Consider the following 17,213-nt stretch of genomic DNA (forward strand, 5'->3'; position numbering starts at 1 on the left):
GCTTTGCGGAAATTTCAGGCAGGCAGGTCCAGGACGGCGGCCAGACCGCCCAGATCGGACCGTTCCAGCCGCAATTCGCCGCCATGCAGCGCCGCCAGATCGGCCACGATGGCCAGGCCCAGTCCCGCGCCGGGGGCGCCCAGTTCGTCCAGCCGCGCGCCGCGCATCAGGGCAAGGGGCGCCTGGTCGGGCGGCAGGCCGGGACCGTCATCCTCGATCCGCAGGACCAGGCGGTCCGGCGGGGTGCGCACGGTGATCCGCAGGCGCGTGCGCCCCCATTTGGCGGCATTCTCGGACAGGTTGCCGATCATCTCCTCCAGGTCCTGGCGTTCGCCGGGAAAGGCCGCGTCCGGGGGGCAATCGACATCGGCGGTCATGCCGCGGTCGGCCAGGGGCCAGCGCAGCACCAGCAGGATGTCGACGACGACCGGCGCAACTGGGGTCCGTTGCCCCAGCAGGCGCGGCCCGGCCTGTCGCGCGCGGCGCAGGTGCCAGCCGATCAGGCGATCCATCCGCGTGATCAGGGCCTGGCCCTGATGATCGGGCGGCAGCTCGTTCGACAGGGCCGCCAGCGGCGTCTTCAGCGAATGGGCCAGGTTCCCCAGATGCTGGCGCGAGCGGGTCAGAAGGGCCGCGTTCTGGTCCAGCGCGGCGTTGATCTCTGACGCCAGGGGACGCAGTTCGGACACGTCGGGGCGGGCCAGTCGGTCGCTGTCGCCCGCGCGCACGCGGGCCAGGTCGGCCCGCAGGCGGTCCAGGCTGCGCAGGCCAAGCGTCACCTGGATCACGCTGGCGGCGGCCAGACCCAGCCCCAGCACCACCAGAGCGACCGCCAGCGGGCGCACGATCTGCGCCAGGCTTCCCTCGATCTCGGCCAGGGGGGCGGTCACGGTGACCGCGATCAGGGCGTCGCTGTCGGGAATGGTCAGCTCTCGGCGCAGGACGCGCAGGCCCGCCGCATCGGCGTCGCGGCCCGTCGCGCCGGTCAGATCGCCCGCGGGCCCGGTCAGCTGCCCGTCCAGCAGCGACGGAGAGCGCGCCACCGTCGCATCCCCCGCCATGACCTGCCAGTACCAGCCCGACAGCGGCAGGGTGAAGCGCACGTCCAGCGGCGTGTCGTCCAGCTCGACCCGGCCATCGTCGACCTCCAGCTGGCCGATCAGGCTGTCTGCGATGGCCAGGGTTTCGGCGTCGAACCGGTCGGTGACGAAATCCTCCAGCAGCTGCGCGATCAGCAGGAATGCCCCCAGCAGCGCCGCCGTCAGCCAGACCGCCGCCAGCAGCAGCAGCCGGCCACGGATCGACCGCGTCACGCCGACCTCAGGACATAGCCCTCGCCGCGGCGGGTCTCGATGATGCCGTCGCCGACCTTCTTGCGCAGGCGGCCGATGACGACCTCGATCGACTTGAAGTCGCGGTCCGTCTCGGCCTCATAAAGATGTTCGGACAGTTCGGTCCGGCTGATGACGCGGTCCTGATGGGTGATCAGATAGGTCATGATGCGTTGTTCAAACGCCGTCAGCCGCAGCGCCATCCCGTCCAGGGTGATGACGCCCAGCTGGCCGTCCAGCTGCAGCCGCCCGGCCGCGATCTGCGGGCGCGCATGGCCCGCGGCACGGCGGATCAGGGTCTGGGCGCGCAGCACGACCTCGTCCAGGCGGAAGGGCTTGACGGCGTAATCGTCGGCGCCCGCGCGAAAGCCCGCCACCTTGTCGGTCCAGTCGCCCCGCGCGGTCAGGATCAGGACCGGCATGGCGATACCCTGGTCGCGCCAGCGGGTCAGGACCTCGATGCCGGGCAGGCCGGGCAGGCCCAGGTCCAGCACGGCCACGTCATAGCTTTCCGTGGCGCCCAGGAACTCTCCCTGGGTGCCGTCGGGGGCGATGTCGGTCACGAAGCCGGCCTGGATCATGGCCTGGGACAGCTGGTCGGCCAGCAGGGGGTCGTCCTCGACGATCAGGGCGCGCATGTCAGGTCCTTCAGTCTTGGGTGCGGGGCGCGCGGCGCGCCTCCAGCTGGCCGCGTCCGGCCACTTCCAAAAAACGCCCGGTTCGGGCGTCCACGCGGATATTGAGGATGTTGCGCTGCGTGGTCAGCAGGCGGAATTCATAGACCAGCTCGATCCCCGCGGCGCGTTCGGCGGGGCGGGGCGGGCGCGTCTCGGCCGCGACCAGGCGGCCGTCATAGCGCGCTGTGACCGCCTCGGCCATGCGGTGGAACGGTTGCGGCTGAAAGCTGGTGGCCCAGGGGTCGGGCGGGGGGGGCGCAGGCTGGGGCAGTGCCGCCAGCGGCGCCATCAGGGCCAGGACCAGGATCAGAGGATTCGGGGCACGTGTCATGGGGCCACTATGCCCTGTCCGGGGGAAATGGAAACCAAACGGCGCATTGGCGATCCGTTCGGGTGCGTTGGGCTAGAAGCGATTCGCAGAAGGCCGGACCCGCCGGCCGACATCGACCCAAAGGAGTGTCACATGACCCGCAAGCATCTTGCATCCACCGCCGCCCTGATCGCCGTCATGGCCGGGACCGTCCCCGCCATCGCCCAGACCCCCGGCGTCGAGCTGCCCTCCATGCTGCAGGGGCTGGACCTGGACCGCATCAGCTTCGAGACCAAGCGCGACGGCCAGCGCGAATATGAGGGCTATCTGCCGGACGGCACCCAGATCGAGGCCGAGTTCGACATGGCCGGCAATCTGATCAAGATCGAGGCCGACGACGGCAGCCTGCCCGCGCCGCTGATCGATGCCGCATTGCCCGGTGCCGTGCGCGGCACGCCCGCGATGGCGCTGTTCGCCCGCTTCGAGGGGATCAAGCAGACCCCGCGCCACCTGGAGGTCAAGGGTTGGCAGGAGAACGGCGCCGAGGTCGAGGTCAAGTTCGCCCCCGACAATACCCTGATCGAGATCGAGACCGACGACACCGCCCTGCCGCGGCCGATCATCGACGCGATCCTGCCGCAGGCCGTGCGCGGCAACGAGGTCATGGCCCAGTTCGGCATGATCGAGGAGATCAAGGCTGAATACGGCCGCTTCGAGGTCAAGGGCGAGGATACCGGGGGCCAGGACATGCGCGCGGCTTTTGACGAGGCGGGGGCCGTCTTGCGGTTCGGCCGCGACGACGACCGCCGCGGCGGGCGTGATCATGATCGCGGCCCGCGCGGACACGGCCCGCGGGGTGACGGCCCCCACGGCGATGGTCCCCGCGGCGACGGTCCGCGCGCCGAAGGCCCCCGGGGTGATGGCCCGCGTGCCGAAGGCTCCCGGGGTGACGGTCCGCGCGGCGACATGCCCCCCGCGCCGCAGTTCGACACCGTCGCGGCGAACCAGCGCCTGACGCAGGCGGGCTACAGCGCGTTCGGCCTGATGCGCCAGGAGGGACTGCGCGTCCTGCTGGACGCGACCAATCCCGACGGGGAGACCGTCACCCTGGAACTGGACCCGCAGGGCCAGCTGGTGCGCGAAACCGCCCGCTGATCGCGGCGTCGGCTGCGCCGCAAGGGCCGTCCCGTCCGGGGCGGCCCTTTTTCCATGCCGCGACGGGCTGACCAAGAAGACACTTTGCCTTGGCGCGGCCCCGGTCTAGGCTGCGGGCCAAGCCAAAGCCCTTGGCGTCGTGTCATTTTATCGACATGCATGCCCGATAACGGGAAACGGCTGAGTGACAACGACATGGAGGATCTTTCTATGACACGGATCGACCGACGCGGCCTTCTGCGCGGGGCTGCGGCCACGGCTGGCGTGGCGCTGGCCTCTCCCTATCTGGCGCGCGGCGCCATGGCGCAGGGTGGGGGGCAGGTGAACATCTTTGCCTGGGCCGGCTATCTGAACGACGAGATCCTGGGCGCCTTTCAGGAGGCCACGGGCATCACCCCGAATTTCACGCCCTATGGCACCAACGACGAACTGCTGAACCAGCTGCGTGCCAACAACGGCGCCGGGTTCGACCTGATCTGGCCGACCGTCGACCGCGTCCCGAACTATGTCGAGTTCGGCCTGATCCAGCCGCTGGACGAATCGCGCATCGAGGTCGCCAAGGTCCTGCCCAGTGCCTGGGAGAACTCGGTCAACCTGGGCGCGGTCGTGGACGGCAAGCGGTATCAGGTGCCGACCGACTGGGGCACCGAGGCGATCGCCTTCGATACCGAACAGAACCCGCTGGAATACGGCACCGCGTCCTATGGCGACCTGTGGAAGGACGGCGCGCAGGCGACCGTGCGCGGGCATTCCTCGCTGATCGGCCTGGGGCTGTGGCTGGAGGCCGAGGGCAAGCTGCCGCGGCCGCTGCTGGATGCGTTCACCGATCCCGATGCGCAGATCGAGATCTTCGACGTGATCCTGGCCGAGGCCATCGCGCGCAAGGGCAACATCATCCAGTTCTGGACCAACGAGAACGAGGCTCAGGGCGCGTTCCGCGTCAACGGCGCCACCGTGGGCCAGACCTGGGATTCGACCGCGGCCGCCCTGGCGTCCGAAGGTCTGCCCGTGGGCTTCATCGCGCCCAAGGAAGGCGCGCTGGCCTGGATGGAGGGTCTGTCGATCCCGACGGGGGCGGCGAACCTGGACGGTGCCTATGCCTTCATCAACTGGTTCCTGACGCCCGAGGCCGGCGCGATGTACACCAACGCGACCAAGATCAACTCGACCGCGGTGGGCTCCGATCAGCTGACCTCGGACGAGGCCAAGGCCTTCTTCGCCGCCGCCTATCCGGGCGACGCGCTGGAGAAGCTGTGGTGGTGGCCGATCCAGGAAAGCTGGTACATCACCAAGCGCAACGAGTATCAGGACCGCTTCCTGTCGGCCTGAACCCAACCGGGGGCGGTTTTCGCTGCCCCCCAATTCCTGCAGGAGACACAATGTCCCATTCGGTCGAACTTGCCGGCATCGGCATGACTTTTGGCACCACCCGCGCCGTCAGCGATGTCAGCTTCAAGGTCGAGGCCGGAGAGTTCTTCTCCATCCTGGGGCCGTCGGGCTGCGGCAAGACCACGATCCTGCGCATGATCGCGGGCTTCATACAGCCGACCGAGGGGCGCGTGCTGATCGGCGACCGGGACATGAAGGGGCTGGGCCCCAACCAGCGCCCGACCGCGATGATCTTTCAGTCGCTGGCCCTGTTCCCGCTGATGTCGGTGCGCGACAACATCGCCTTCGGCCTGGAGGCCCGCGGGGTCGGCCGCGCCGAACGCCGGGCCAAGGCCGACGACCTGCTGCGCCTGATCGCGCTGGAGGGATACGGCGACCGCATGCCGGGCGAACTGTCCGGCGGCCAGCGTCAGCGCGTGGCCATCGCCCGCGCCCTGGCCGTGGAACCGGGCGTCCTGCTGCTGGACGAACCGCTTTCCGCCCTGGACCTGAAGCTGCGCCAGCACATGCGGGCCGAACTGCGCGCCCTGCAGAAGCGCACGGGCGTCACCTTCATCTATATCACCCACGACCAGTCCGAGGCGCTGGCCATGTCCGACCGCGTCGCCGTGATGTCGGCGGGTCTCTTGCAACAGGTCGCCACGCCGCGAGAGCTGTACGACAACCCCGCCACGCCCTTCGTGGCCCGCTTCGTGGGCGAGACGAACGCCATTCCCGGCCGCATCACCGACGTGCAGGCCGGCACCGCCCGGATCGAGACCGACCTGGGGCCGCTGACCGGTCGCGCGGGACAGGGTGCCGCGCCGGGCGTGCAGGGCACGATCTATGTCCGCCCCGAGGCGCTGGTGCCCGGTATCGGCCAAAACCCCCTGCAGGCGCAGATAGAGCGTGTCGATTTCGAAGGCTCCTTTGCGCTGGTCCACGGCCGGTTCGACGGCGGGACGGCGCTAACGGCATCGGTGCCCTCGACGCGGCTGGCCGATGCGCCGGTTCCTGGCAGCCGGGCGGGGTTCGGGTTCGACGCGGGACATGCGGTGGTGCTGGGCGATGGGTGATCTGAAAAACCGTTTCGGGCCGGGGCTTTCGACGATCTTCCTGATCCTGGTCCTGTTCTGGCTGGCCGTGATGGTCCTGGCCCCGAACCTGATGATGATCGACTATGCCCTGCGGCCGAACCTGCCGCCCGCGGCGCTTGGGGGGCCGGACGACACCTATACGCTGTCGAACATCCTGTATCTTGCCGGAGAGCCCACGCACCGCGCGATCTTCTTCAAGACGATCTGGGCCAGCGGCCTGGTGGCGGCGGTGACCTTTGCCGTCTGCTATCCCATCGCCTTCTGGATGGCGCAGCGGGCCACGACGGGACAGCTGGCCATCGCGATGATGCTGATCATCATCCCCTTCTTCATCAACGAGGTGCTGCGGACGCTGGCCTGGTTCATTATCCTGGCCTATCGCGGGCCGCTGAACGCGGTGCTGACGAATATCGGCCTGATCGACGCACCGATCCGCTGGCAGGGCGACGGCGGCGTGCTGGCAGCGATGGTCTATGCCTATATCCTGTTCATGCTGCTGCCGATCTACAACGCCATCGAATCGCTGGACAAAGCCCAGATCGAGGCCGCCCGCGACCTGGGCGCGTCGCCCTGGCGCATCCATACCCGCGTGGTGATCCCCCATGCCAAGGCCGGGATCGCGACGGGTTTCGTGTTCACCTTCATGCTGGCCGCCGGCAGCTATGTCGCGCCCGCGCTGCTGGGATCGCCCGGCAGCCGATGGTTCACCGAGATCATCTACAACTGGTTCTTCGAGGGCGGCGACTGGAACCGCGGCGCGGCCTATGCGCTGGTGCTGCTGGTGCTGTGCCTGGCGGTCGTCCTGATCACCTTGCGGCTGTTCCGCGTCAACCTGACGGATGTCGCGAAATGAGGGCGGAACGCATCTTCGGCGCCATGTTCTGGCTGTATCTGATGGTCTTCGCGGCCTATCTGTTCGCACCGCTGATCATCATGGGCGCGGCCAGCTTCAATGAAAGCCGCTTTCCCACGGTGATCCCGTGGCAGGGGACCACGACGGAATGGTTCGCCGCCATGTGGGCGGACGATGCCATGTGGCAGTCGCTGTGGACATCCGTGCTGGTCGCGGTCTGCGTGGTGGTCATCGTGGTGCCGGTGGGCACGGCGGCGGCGCTGGTCCTGACATCGCTGCATGCGCGGGCGCGCAGCTTTGCCTATGCGGTGATGGTGTCTCCCCTGCTGACGCCGGGGGTGGTGATCGGAATCTCGACCCTGATCCTGTGGCGGCAGATGGGCGTGGGCGGCGGGGTGTTCCTGATCGTGCTGGCGCAGTCCACCTTCATCATCTGCTATGTCATGCTGATGGTCATGGCCCGCCTGCAGCGGTTCGACCGCACGCAGGAGGAGGCGGCCCTGGGTCTCGGCGCCAGCCGCGTGATGGTGTTCCGCCGCGTGACGCTGCCGTTCCTGCGGCCCGCGCTGATCGCGTCGGCCGGCCTCGCGGTGCTGCAATCGATCGAGAACTACAACACCACGCTGTTCGTGCGCGGGTTCGAGACGCCCCTGACCGTCTTCATCGCGACCAAGGTCCGCACCGGCCTGACGCCCGCGGTGAACGCGTTGGCGCTGATCATCATCGTGGCCACAGTCATCGGGGCCATCGCCTATGAGGTCGCGCGGCGCCGGCGCGCGGCCTAGCCGTTCGGCAGGATCAGGTCGGGTGCACGGCTGGCGGTCAGCACCAGCTCCATGTTGGGCAGGTCGTTGGCCTCCAGCTTGGCGCGGGCCTGATCGGGGGGCAGATCGCGCCAGCGGGCCGTCAGGCGGGCCCGCAGCACCGCCTGCGGCACGTCCAGCATCACGGTCAGCGCGAAATGACGCCCCAGGTCGCGCCAGCCGGGCCGGTCCAGCAGCAGATAGTTCCCCTCGACCAGGATCAGCCGGGCCGAGGCCGGGATCTCACGCGCGGCGGCGCGGCTGATCTCCAGGTCACGGTCGAAGACTGGGACCAGCACGTCGCGGCCGTCATCGGCGGCCAGCCGCTCCAGCATGACCGCAAAGCCGTTCAGGTCGAACGTCCAGGGCGCCCCCTTGCGCGGCAGATCGCCGCGTGCCGACAGCAGCCGGTCGTCCAGGTGATACCCGTCCATCGGCAGCAGCGCCGCCCCCGGCAGATCGGCCAGAAGCGCGTCGGTGACATGGCTCTTGCCCGCGCCCGGAGGGCCCGCCAACGCGATCATGGTCCGGCCGGGGCTGCGGGCCATGGTCCGCAGGCGCTCTCTCAGGTCGGGAAGATCTGTCGTCGTGGTCATCATGTCACCTTTGAGGGCCTGTCACCGCGATCCTTTTCCGATATTCCGGAACCATTCAAGGCGGCAGTGCCTTGAAGCAGACGACAGGGTCTGGTGCAGGCTTACAAGGGACGCGACGTGGACGAACGGGACGACTGGCACCTGACCGAGGCGCTGCATCATGAACACGGACGCGGCGATCCCTTCGCGGCCGCGGTGCGCGCGACGCGCATGCCGATGATCATCACCAACCCCAGCCTGCCCGACAATCCCATCGTCTTTGCCAACGACGCGTTCCAGCGTCTGACCGGGTACGACCGCGACGAGCTGATGGGCCGCAACTGCCGGTTCCTGCAGGGGTCGCAGACAGATCAGGACACGATCCGCCGCCTGCGCGAGGCGGTCGAGAACGGGACCGACATCTCGGTCGATATTTTGAACTATCGCAAGGACGGGACGTCGTTCTGGAACGCGCTGTATCTCAGCCCGGTGCGCGACGATGCGGGCCGCATCCGGTTCTTCTTTGCCTCGCAGCTGGACGTCACCGACCGGATCGACGTGCAGTCCCGCATGGCGCGCGAGAAATCGCGGGTCGAGGCCGAGGTGGCCCGCCGCGTCGCCGAACTGCGCGATTCGCTGGATGCACAGCGTTTGCTGCTGCACGAGGTCGATCACCGCGTGAAGAACAACATGACCATGATCGGGTCGATCCTGCGCCTGCAGCTGCGCGAGGCGGCGGACAGCGACACGGCCGACATGCTGCGTGCGATGATGACCCGGATCGACGCCTTGGCCACGGTGCATCGCCACCTGTACCAGTCCGACGACGTCACGCGGTTCGACATCGGATCCTATGCCGTCAACCTTGCCTCCGACCTGACGCAAAGCCGCGCCGATTGCGACATCCGCATCCGCGCCGATCTGGGCCGGGCCGAGGTGCCTGCGGGGCAGGCGGCGGCGATCGGGCTGATCGTGAACGAGATCCTGGCGCACATGATCCGACCTGAAAACGTCGCGGAGGGCCAGGTCTTCGACATCTCGTCGCGGACGACGCCCGCGCGGGTCGAGCTGTCCATCGGCTTCGGACCTCCGGGCCAGGGGGACGCCGAGGCCGATCCGGTCTATTCGCCGTCCGGGGTGAACGAACAGATCATCTCTCGGCTTGCCGCACAGACACGAACGCGCGTGGCTTGGTCCAGGACCGATATGGGGTCGATTCAGGTCAGCGTCGTCATCGACAAGGAAATTCCATGAACCGCCCCAAGCCGCCGCTGTCGATCCTCGTGGTCGAGGATGAGTTCATCATCGCGATGGATATCGAGATGATGATCGAGGATGCCGGACATCAGGTGCTGGCCGTGGCATCGTCGCTGCAGGACGTGATGGCCCTGCCCACGGACAAGGCCCCGGACGTCGCGCTGGTCGACATGCAGCTGGCACGCGGCAGCACCGGCCTGCAGGTCAACAGCGCCATCCAGAAGCAGTGGCCCGACACCATCGTGGTCTTTGTCACGGCCAACCCGAAGAAGATCCCCGACGATTTCGACGGCGCGCATGGCGTCATCGCCAAGCCGTTCTCATCGGCGGGATTCGTCGCCGCGCTGAAATATCTAGAGGAGGGCGTGTGCGATCCGCCCCCCGTGTCGCCCGAACCCGGCAGCTTCGTGGCCTCGCCCGCCTTCGCCGCGCAATGGGGCGTCAGTCCAGGGGAGCGGTGATCACCACCCGCAGACCGGGCGCATTCGTGTCCGACTGCAGCTTGCCGCCCAGCTGCTCGACCAGCGACGCGACCATCCGCATGCCAAAGCCGGTGCCCTTGATGGACCCGTCCGACCCCACGCCGTTGTCGGTCACGGACAACAGCATCCCGTTGCGCGTCTGCGACAGCACGACCGACACCGGGCCGGGCTGGCCATCATAGGCATACTTGATCGCATTCGCGACGATCTCGTTGGTCAGCAGGCCGATGCTGACCGCACGATCCGCCGATACCAGGATGGGCGCGAATTCGGTTTGGATCGCGTCGGCCCAAGCCGGGTCCAGCGACGATTTCATGTCGCGCAGCAGGTCGTCCAGATAGATCGCCAGGTCCACGATCTGGGCGCTGTCGTCCTGATAAAGGCGGCGATGGACCAGGCTGACGGCCGACAGTCGGCTTTGCGCCTCGTCCAGCTGGGTGCGGACCAAGGGATCGGCGCCGCGGCCCTGCATGCGCAGGAAGGATGCCACCAGGGCCAGGCTGTTCTGGACGCGGTGGTTGACCTCGCGCAGCAGGAATTCCTTTTGCTGGATCAGGCTCTCGTTCTCGCGCAGCGTGATGGACAGTTCGGCGTTCAGCCGGCGGATGCGCCGCGAGCTGCGGGCTTCCAGCATCAGGCGAACCAGGCGGCTGGCGGCCTCGACCTCGGCGGCGGTCCAGGGGCGCGACTTGCCGCGCACCTCGTCGGACCAGGCCGCAAAGGATGCGCGCGGCTCCAGCGTGGCGCCGGGGACCGTGGGGACGTCCTTGTGCGGGTTGCCGGCCCAGGTCACGACCTGCAGCTTTTCGGCGCGGAACCACATCAGGATCGTCGGCACCTCGGTCGACATGGTGACCGACAGCATGCCGCTGGCGACGTCGCGATAGGCCGCCGCCGCAGGGATGACGCGTTCCAGGTCGGAACTGACAAAGGGGGTGATCGCCGCCGACTGGCGCACATGGTCGGCCAGATGGCGCAGCGCCGCCGGATCGGGGCAGCTGCCCGACGAGAACAACTCGTTGCCCTGAACGGCGGCAAAGCCGTCGGCGCCCACCAGCTCGGCCAGCGGTCCCGCGGATTGCGCGAAGAACTGGTCCAGCTGGTCGTCAGGACCAAGGCGGGCCAGCACGGTATCCTCGTGCGCGCGCAGCCGGATGCGTTCACGGTACAGGACCGTCTCCTCGCGCAGGCGGATCTGGCGGGCCAGGCTGTCGGCCAGGGACTGGCAGGCCAGACGCGTGGCCAGCGACAGGTCGCGCGGTTCGGGATGGTGGCAGGCGACAAGACCCCATAGCGCCCCGTCCTTGATGATCGACATCGACGCCGATGCACCCACCCCCATGTTTCGCAGATAATGCAGGTGCACCGGAGAGACGCTGCGCAGCATCGAATCGCTGAGGTCGATGGCCTCGATCCCGGGAACGCTGCCGGTGATCGGCTGGACCGGGGCATGCACGTCGGCGATGACCCGCACGCGGTTGCGCACGTAGAGGGCGCGCGCCTGGCGGGGAATGTCGGATGCCGGGAAATGGTGGTTCATGAACGTGCCCATGCCCTCGGCACGGCTTTCGCCCACCACGGCCCCGGCCTCGTCGTCGATGAAGCGATAGATCATCACCCGCGCGTGGCCGGTCAGCTGGCGGAACACGCCCGCCGCGTTCCGCATCAGGTCGGGCAGGGACGACGCCCGTTCCAGCACCGCGTCCAGCGCCTGCATCCGGCCCAGGAAACGTGCATCCAGCGGCGGTTGATCCAGCGCGGGCAGCATCTCGATCACGACATGCCCGCCGCTGCGATAGGCCAGCAGGTCCCAGGATGCCCCCTCGATCATCACGGGTGCCAGGGGAACGGGACCGATATCGGGCAGATCGTCGATCGCATTGCGCAGCACACCGCCAAGCGCCTGCGACAGGGTCTGGCCGATCAGGTCGCGCGTCAGGCCGTCGGCACGTCCCGCGGCGCCGACGATCCGGCCATCGCCCGGGTCGACGATCAGAAGGTGGCCATGCGCCTGGATCGATCCGGGAACATGGATCGGTTCGCGGTCGCAGGCAGTCAGATCACGGGCATCGGCAGGGTTGGGCAGGGCTGTGGACATTTCGGATTTCTAAGGCGGACCACGTCAGCCGTCCAATTGCTTTTCGTTTACCGTTGCGTAAATGCAGTCATGGCGGTCTGGAACACTGCCCGCGCTGCCTTGACCGCCCGCGCGGGGTCCGGGTCCGCGGCATGAAGCCAGTCCAGGAACCGCCGCCACCGGCGCGGATCGCCCGTTTGCAGCGCCAGGTGAGACGCACCGTGGCCCGCGGTGTATCCCAAGGCCGCCGCCCTGCGCGCGATCAGCGTCGCACCGATGGACGACCCCTCGACCACATACAGCGCGCCCGCGACGGCCGCAGCGTCGGGCAGGGCGGGCGGGGTCACCGGGGTTGAGCGCCCTGCGCCAAGGTCCGCCAGATCACGCGCCGTCGCATCCGACAGCATCACCGGCCGCCAGCCGATCCGGGCCGAGCCGGCCTCCAGCAGCGGATCGATGGCGCTGCGAAACGCGTGGCTGCCGCGCAGATAGGCCAGATAGGCCGTCGGGCTGTCCAGCGCGCCCACCTGCGCGTCCAGCGTGGCGTGCAGATCGCCGGTGCCGTCGCGAAGGACGCTGCGCAGAACATGCTGGGTCACCGGGGCCTCGGGCGGGTTGGGGCGGCGCGGGGCCGCAATCCGGGGCGCCCTAGCAGATCGGCGGGGCATGGGCCAGCGGCGGCGGTGCTGGCAAACCGCGGCACCATCCCTATGATGGCGCCACAGGCGTGCCCCCGGGCGACGCGATCACCGACGGAGGCGGAATGAACCAGGACCAGGCACAGGCGCTGTTGCGCGACATGTTCGATGCGGCGGTGGGCGCCGCCGATCCCGCGCAGGTGCTGGCCGATCATCTGCCGCCCAAGCCGCAGGGCCGCTGCATCGTGGTGGGCGCGGGCAAGTCCGCCGCCGCCATGGCCGCCGCGCTGGAGACCGCCTGGCCCGATGTCGACCTGTCCGGCATCGTGGTCACACGACATGGGCACCAGGTTCCGACGCGGCGCATCACGGTGTGCCAGGCGTCCCACCCGGTGCCTGACGCGGCGTCGCAGGATGCCGCCGAACGAATCCTGGCTGCGGCCAAGGCGGCGGGACCGGACGACCTGGTGCTGGCGCTGATCTCGGGCGGGGGGTCGGCGCTGATGGCGGCGCCCCGCGCGCCGCTGACGCTGGAGGACAAGATCGTGGTCAACCGCCTGCTGCTGCGGTCGGGCCTGACGATCGAGGACATGAACCGCGTTCGCCGGCGCCTGTCGGCGATCAAGGGCGGGCGGCTGGCGCAGGCGGCCGCGCCCGCACGGCTGGTGACGCTGGCGATTTCCGACGTTCCGGGCGACGATCCGGCGGCCATCGCGTCCGGTCCGACGGTGCCGGACCCCACCGCCGGACAGGACCTGTCCTGGCTGGTCGACCGGCTAGGCCCCGACCTGCCGCAGGCGGCGCGTGATCTGCTGATGGCGCCGCCGCAGCCCGCCGCGGCCTTCGACGCCGATTACCGCCTGATCGCCACGCCGCAGATGTCGTTGCTGGCGGCCGCCCGCGTGGCGGAACGGGCCGGGGTGACGCCCGTCCTCTTGGGCGACGCGCTGGAGGGAGAGGCCGCGCAGCTGGGCATCGCCATGGCCGGCATCGCCCGCGCCACCGCCGCCCATGGCACCCCCGCCACGGCCCCCGCGGTCCTGCTGTCGGGCGGAGAGACTACCGTGACCATCGGTCTGGGCGATCCCGGCCGCGGCGGGCGCAACACCGAGTTTCTTCTGTCCCTGGCCGTGGCGCTGCGCGGGCAGCCGGGCATCCACGCGCTTGCCGCGGACACCGACGGCATCGATGGGACCGAGGACGCGGCAGGCGCCATCATCGGCCCCGATCTGCCGCAGCGGGTCGCGGAGCTGGGCCTGGACATGCGCGCGGCCTTGGCGGGGCATGACAGCTACAGCCTGTTCGACGCGACGGACAGCCTGATCTGCACGGGGCCGACGCTGACCAACGTCAACGATTTCCGGGCGGTGCTGGTGGTCCCGGCCGGCTAGGCCAGGATGCCCGGCTGGTCGATGCGCAGCCGTTCCAGGATGTGTTCGATATGGCTCAGATGGTCGCGCAGGGCGCCTGCGGCGGCCTCGGGATCGCGGGCGCGCAGGGCGGCCAGGATTTCCCGATGCTCGATGAACGCGGTCGAGGCGCCGTAGGACAGCGACAGAAAACGCGCGCGGTCCATGTGGCCCTTGTTGTCGCGCACCAGGTTCCAGACGAATTCCTTGCCCGCCGCCGCGCAGATGTCGCGGTGGAACTGGTCGTCCAAGGCATGGAAATCGCTGCGCCGGTCCTCCCGGCTGGCGGCCTCCTGCAGATCGATCAGGCGTTCCAGGCCATCCCAGTCCGACGGCTGCAACGTCAGCGCCGCGACCCGCATGGTCGCCTGTTCCAGCGCGCTGCGGATGAAATAGGCCTGCATCACCGCCTCGGTCGAGATCGGGGTGACGGTGGTCGCCCGCTGTGGGCGGATCTGGATGAAGCCCAGCTGCGACAACCGATAGAAGGCGTCGCGCACCGGTTGGCGCGATACGCCCGTCCGGGCCGCGACCTCGGCCTCGGACAGCTTCGCGCCGGGGGGCAGGTCCAGCCCGACGACCCGTGCATAGAGATGCTCGAAGATCTGGTCGGTGACGGTGCGGGGGCGCAGATCCTGCAGCGGTGGCAAGCTGTCCAGTTCCTGAACCGACATGATCATCCCCGCGTTGACCGAACCTGTAAACTAGCATATTAGACGACTAGCGGAATGGCAAGTGAGTCGGAGGGGGATCACATGACACTGCTGCACGACGACCGCCTGTTCCCGACCCATGGCCGCGCCCGCGATCTGGCCCGCGCGCTGTACGAACAGGTGCGCGACCTGCCGATCGTCAGCCCGCACGGCCATACCGATCCGCGCTGGTTTGCGGAAAACGAGGCATTCCCCGACCCCGCGCAGCTGTTCGTGACGCCCGATCATTACGTGTTCCGCATGCTGTGTTCGCAGGGGGTGGCGCTGACCGACCTCGGGGTGCCCCGCGCTGATGGCGGGCCGACCGAAACGGATGGCCGGACCATCTGGCGGCTGTTCGCGCGGCATTATCCGCTGTTTCGCGGCACGCCGTCGCGCCTGTGGCTGGACCACAGCTTCCAGCACGTCTTCGGCATCGACCGCCGCCTGTCCGAAGACACGGCTGACTGGTATTACGATCACATCGCCGATTGCCTGGCCCGGCCCGAATTCCGGCCCCGCGCGCTGTTCGACCGTTTCAACATCGAGGCGATCGCCACGACCGAGGCCGCGACCGACGATCTGCGCTGGCACCGGATGATCCGCGACAGCGACTGGGGGGGCAGGGTCATCACCGCCTATCGTCCGGACGGCGTGATCGACCCCGAGATGGCCGGGTTCGTCGACAATGTCGCGCTGATGGGCCAGCAGACCGGGTTCGACACCGCGACCTGGGATGGATACCTGGACGCGCATCGGGCGCGTCGGGCGTTCTTCATCGACCATGGCGCGACGTCCAGCGACCATGGCCACGCGTCGGCCCGGACCGAGGATCTGCCCCGCGACCAGGCCGCTGCGCTGTTCGCCAAGGCCCTGCGCGGCACCTGCACCGCAGAGGAGGCCGACGCGTTCCGCGGCCACATGCTGACCGAGATGGCGCGCATGAGCCTTGACGACGGGCTGGTCCTGCAGATCCACCCCGGGTCGCGCCGCAACCATTCCGACGACGTGCTGGCGATGTTCGGCCGCGACAAGGGCTTCGACATCCCTGGCCGCACCGACTACGTGACCGCGCTGCGGCCGCTGCTGAATGCGGTGGGCATGGACCCGCGCCTGACGGTGATCCTGTTCACGCTGGACGAGACCGCCTATGCCCGCGAACTGGCACCCATGGCCGGGGTCTGGCCCTGCCTGCGGCTGGGTCCGGCCTGGTGGTTCCACGACAGCCCCGAAGGGATGCGCCGCTTTCGCGAGATGACCACGGAAACGGCGGGGTTCTACAACACCGTGGGGTTCAACGACGACACGCGCGCCTTCTGTTCGATCCCGGCCCGTCACGACGTGGCGCGCAGGGTCGATTGCGCCTGGCTGGCCGACCTGGTCGCATCGGGACGTCTGGAGGAGGACGAGGCCCCCGAGGTGGCGCGCGACCTGACCTATGGCCTGGCCAAGCGGGCCTACAAGCTTTGAGCATCTGTATCTGGGAGGATAACATGAAACTGCTGATGACAACCCTGGCGGGCCTGCTGGCCTCGGCCAGCTTCGCCACCGCCTGCGAGATCACGCTGCGGTCGTCCGACACCCATCCCGACGGCTATCCGACGGTCGAGGGCGTCAAGGCCATGGCCGAGGAGGTCCGCGAGAAGACCGACGGCCGCATCTGCATCGAGGTGTTCCCGTCGTCCCAGCTGGGCGAGGAAAAGGACACGATCGAGCAGACCCAGTTCGGCGTCATCGACATGGTCCGCGCCAGCTTCGGGTCGTTCAACGACATCGTGCCGGTCACCCAGATCATGTCGCTGCCCTATCTGTTCACGTCCGTCGAACACAGCCACGCGGTCCTGGACGGTCCCATCGGCGAGGAGATCGCCGCCGCGTTCGAGGAGCGCGATCTGGTGGCGCTGGCCTGGTATGATGGCGGGGCGCGCAGCTTCTACAACTCGCAGCGGCCGATCCAGTCGATCGCCGACCTCGAGGGGATGAAGTTCCGCGTCATGCAGAACGACGTGTTCGTCGACATGATGGACGCGCTTGGCGCCAACGCCACGCCGATGCCCTATGGAGAGGTCTATTCCAGCATCCAGACCGGCGTGATCGACGGGGCCGAGAACAACTTTCCCAGCTATGACAGTTCGGGCCACGCCGAGGTCGCCAAGTACTTTACCCTGGACGAGCACCTGATCGTTCCCGAACTGGTCGCGATGTCCAAGACCAGCTGGGACAAGCTGACCCCCGAGGATCAGGCGATCCTGCGCGAGGCGGCGCAGAATTCCTCGACCCTGCAGCGCGACCTGTGGGCGGCGCAGGAACAGGAATCGCTGGACAAGGTGACCGCCGCCGGTGCCGAGGTCATCACCGAGATCGACAAGACCCCGTTCATCGAGGCGATGGTGCCCGTCTACGACAAGTACGTGACCACCCCCGAGAACAAGGACCTGGTCGAACGCATCCGCGCGACCCAGTGACATCACGCCGCCCGCGGACCTCGC

17 protein-coding genes are annotated in these 17,213 nt (G+C 68.5%); 10 read left to right on the plus strand and 7 right to left on the minus strand.

The window, feature by feature from the left end; genetic code table 11:
• Window positions 1–14 precede the first annotated feature (14 nt).
• From SY26_RS01085 to SY26_RS01095, 3 genes are read right to left on the minus strand one after another with little or no spacing between them, the layout of a single operon-like run.
• A complete protein-coding gene (locus SY26_RS01085; RefSeq protein ID WP_045998936.1) occupies window positions 15–1,313 on the minus strand; it encodes a sensor histidine kinase in 1,299 nt (432 codons plus the stop codon).
• Window positions 1,310–1,969 carry a response regulator transcription factor gene (locus tag SY26_RS01090; RefSeq protein ID WP_045998937.1) on the minus strand — a complete coding sequence of 220 codons (660 nt, stop codon included), beginning with the start codon at window positions 1,967–1,969 and terminating at the stop codon, window positions 1,310–1,312. The genes SY26_RS01085 and SY26_RS01090 overlap by 4 nt, the downstream gene beginning before the upstream one ends.
• A 10-nt stretch (window positions 1,970–1,979) precedes the next feature.
• Window positions 1,980–2,339, minus strand: a complete 360-nt coding sequence (locus SY26_RS01095) for a PepSY domain-containing protein (RefSeq protein WP_045998938.1) — start codon at window positions 2,337–2,339, stop codon at window positions 1,980–1,982.
• Window positions 2,340–2,471: 132 nt separating this feature from the next.
• On the opposite strand from SY26_RS01095, the gene SY26_RS01100 reads away from it, so the two are divergent.
• The 5 genes from SY26_RS01100 (at window position 2,472) to SY26_RS01120 (ending at window position 7,576) form a co-directional block, all read left to right on the plus strand.
• Window positions 2,472–3,473 carry a hypothetical protein gene (locus SY26_RS01100; protein WP_045998939.1) on the plus strand — a complete coding sequence of 334 codons (1,002 nt, stop codon included), beginning with the start codon at window positions 2,472–2,474 and terminating at the stop codon, window positions 3,471–3,473.
• 210 nt (window positions 3,474–3,683) lie between these two features.
• Window positions 3,684–4,802: an extracellular solute-binding protein gene (locus SY26_RS01105; protein WP_045998940.1), complete on the plus strand. Its 1,119-nt coding sequence runs from the start codon at window positions 3,684–3,686 to the stop codon at window positions 4,800–4,802.
• A gap of 50 nt (window positions 4,803–4,852) precedes the next feature.
• Window positions 4,853–5,917 (plus strand): ABC transporter ATP-binding protein, encoded by a 1,065-nt coding sequence (locus SY26_RS01110; protein ID WP_045998941.1) that lies wholly within the window; start codon window positions 4,853–4,855, stop codon window positions 5,915–5,917.
• Complete coding sequence (locus tag SY26_RS01115; RefSeq protein WP_045998942.1) at window positions 5,910–6,791, plus strand: ABC transporter permease; 882 nt, start codon at window positions 5,910–5,912, stop codon at window positions 6,789–6,791. Before SY26_RS01110 ends, SY26_RS01115 begins: the two co-directional genes overlap by 8 nt.
• Window positions 6,788–7,576, plus strand: a complete 789-nt coding sequence (locus SY26_RS01120) for an ABC transporter permease (RefSeq protein WP_045998943.1) — start codon at window positions 6,788–6,790, stop codon at window positions 7,574–7,576. Before SY26_RS01115 ends, SY26_RS01120 begins: the two co-directional genes overlap by 4 nt.
• On the opposite strand, the gene SY26_RS01125 is transcribed toward SY26_RS01120, so the two are convergent.
• A complete protein-coding gene (locus SY26_RS01125; RefSeq protein ID WP_045999581.1) occupies window positions 7,573–8,190 on the minus strand; it encodes a hypothetical protein in 618 nt (205 codons plus the stop codon). The genes SY26_RS01120 and SY26_RS01125 overlap by 4 nt on opposite strands.
• 117 nt (window positions 8,191–8,307) lie before the next feature.
• Here SY26_RS01125 and SY26_RS01130 point away from each other — a divergent pair, with 117 nt between their 5' ends.
• Window positions 8,308–9,423, plus strand: a complete 1,116-nt coding sequence (locus SY26_RS01130) for a PAS domain-containing protein (protein ID WP_045999582.1) — start codon at window positions 8,308–8,310, stop codon at window positions 9,421–9,423.
• The gene (locus tag SY26_RS01135) at window positions 9,420–9,887 is read left to right on the plus strand and encodes a response regulator (RefSeq protein ID WP_045998944.1); all 468 of its coding nucleotides are present in this window, start codon (window positions 9,420–9,422) and stop codon (window positions 9,885–9,887) included. Before SY26_RS01130 ends, SY26_RS01135 begins: the two co-directional genes overlap by 4 nt.
• Here SY26_RS01135 and SY26_RS01140 read toward each other — a convergent pair.
• Together SY26_RS01140 and SY26_RS01145 are read right to left on the minus strand one after the other, a co-directional pair.
• Complete coding sequence (locus SY26_RS01140; protein ID WP_045998945.1) at window positions 9,868–12,006, minus strand: histidine kinase dimerization/phosphoacceptor domain -containing protein; 2,139 nt, start codon at window positions 12,004–12,006, stop codon at window positions 9,868–9,870. The genes SY26_RS01135 and SY26_RS01140 overlap by 20 nt on opposite strands.
• 47 nt (window positions 12,007–12,053) lie before the next feature.
• Window positions 12,054–12,584, minus strand: coding sequence for a biliverdin-producing heme oxygenase (locus SY26_RS01145; protein ID WP_045998946.1), 531 nt, complete (start codon window positions 12,582–12,584; stop codon window positions 12,054–12,056).
• 164 nt (window positions 12,585–12,748) lie between these two features.
• Between SY26_RS01145 and SY26_RS01150 the strand changes: the two genes are divergently transcribed.
• Window positions 12,749–14,014, plus strand: coding sequence for a glycerate kinase (locus tag SY26_RS01150; RefSeq protein ID WP_045998947.1), 1,266 nt, complete (start codon window positions 12,749–12,751; stop codon window positions 14,012–14,014).
• Here SY26_RS01150 and SY26_RS01155 read toward each other — a convergent pair.
• Window positions 14,011–14,706 (minus strand): GntR family transcriptional regulator, encoded by a 696-nt coding sequence (locus SY26_RS01155; RefSeq protein WP_157020374.1) that lies wholly within the window; start codon window positions 14,704–14,706, stop codon window positions 14,011–14,013. The genes SY26_RS01150 and SY26_RS01155 overlap by 4 nt on opposite strands.
• Window positions 14,707–14,787: 81 nt before the next feature.
• Here SY26_RS01155 and uxaC point away from each other — a divergent pair, with 81 nt between their 5' ends.
• Window positions 14,788–16,194, plus strand: coding sequence for a glucuronate isomerase (gene uxaC / locus SY26_RS01160; RefSeq protein WP_045998949.1), 1,407 nt, complete (start codon window positions 14,788–14,790; stop codon window positions 16,192–16,194).
• Between the two features lie 23 nt (window positions 16,195–16,217).
• Entirely contained in the window at window positions 16,218–17,189 is a 972-nt protein-coding gene (locus SY26_RS01165) for a TRAP transporter substrate-binding protein (RefSeq protein WP_045998950.1), read from the plus strand.
• Window positions 17,190–17,213: the final 24 nt, after the last annotated feature.

Source organism: Paracoccus sp. 228 (assembly GCF_000967825.1).
In the GTDB taxonomy this organism is placed as follows: Bacteria; Pseudomonadota; Alphaproteobacteria; order Rhodobacterales; family Rhodobacteraceae; genus Paracoccus; species Paracoccus marcusii.